A 979-nucleotide genomic window follows, 5' to 3' on the forward strand; every position below is an offset into this window, starting at 1 on the left:
GTACTATAATAGTAAAATGAGCAAAGTATAGTACAGTACTAATTTGACCTAACTCAATAAATGGTGTTTCAACGTGTTTTTGACCGATTTGCATTAATACTAAGAAATTAGCTACAAATATATAGAAAACAATTTTACTTAAAGGTCTGAATTGTAAACCCTTAGATTGACCTAAATCTGTAAAAGGTAAAGTTAAAAGTATTAATATAGAACTAAACATAGCTATAACTCCTAATAATTTATTATGTATAGATCTTAAAATAGCATAGAATGGTAAAAGATATCATTCAGGTACTATAGCAGCAGGAGTTTGCATAGGGTTAGCCATAACGTAATTATCAGAATCACCTAGATAATTAGGCATGAAGAAAACAAATACAGATAATACTATAAAAAAGATAAAAATAGTAATTAAATCTTTAAATATGAAGTAAGGAGCGAAAGGTAATCTGTCATAATTAACTGAGATACCTAAAGGGTTACTAGATCCTACTGTATCATGCATTGCTATTAAATGCATTAATGCTAATGCTGCTAATATAAAAGGTAATAAGAAGTGTAATGCAAAGAATCTATTTAATGTTGCATCATTAACAGAGAAACCTCCTCAAATAAACTCAACAATATCTTGACCTATTCAAGGTATAGCACTCATAAGGTTAGTAATAACAGTAGCACCTCATAAACTCATTTGACCGTAAGGTAAAACATAACCTAAGAAAGCTGTAGCCATCATAACGATAAGGATTACTGTACCTATACCTCATGTTAAAGTTCTAGGTGATTTGTAAGATCCGTAGTATAAACCTCTTCCTATGTGTAAATACACTAAAAAGAAAAAAGCTGAAGCTGTATTAGAGTGTAAATAACGTACTAATCAACCATTATTTACGTCTCTCATAATCAAAAAGGGTTAATTATATATAACAATTAACCTTAACCACTAATTTTCATTAGCGTTTGGACTATACCATCACCT

Annotated in this window: 3 pseudogenes; all 3 read right to left on the reverse strand. The window is 29.6% G+C overall.

Features of this window, described 5'->3' with window-relative positions:
• Positions 1-262 (reverse strand): annotated as a pseudogene (locus tag JS756_RS38930) (hypothetical protein); the annotation flags it as partial.
• A 21-nt stretch (positions 263-283) separates the two neighbouring features.
• Positions 284-595, reverse strand: a pseudogene (locus JS756_RS38935) (cytochrome b N-terminal domain-containing protein); the annotation flags it as partial.
• Positions 596-763: 168 nt separating this feature from the next.
• Positions 764-865 (reverse strand): annotated as a pseudogene (locus tag JS756_RS38940) (hypothetical protein); the annotation flags it as partial.
• Positions 866-979 lie beyond the last annotated feature (114 nt).

Source organism: Streptomyces actuosus, assembly GCF_016921115.1.
Classification (GTDB): Bacteria; Actinomycetota; Actinomycetes; order Streptomycetales; family Streptomycetaceae; genus Streptomyces; species Streptomyces actuosus_A.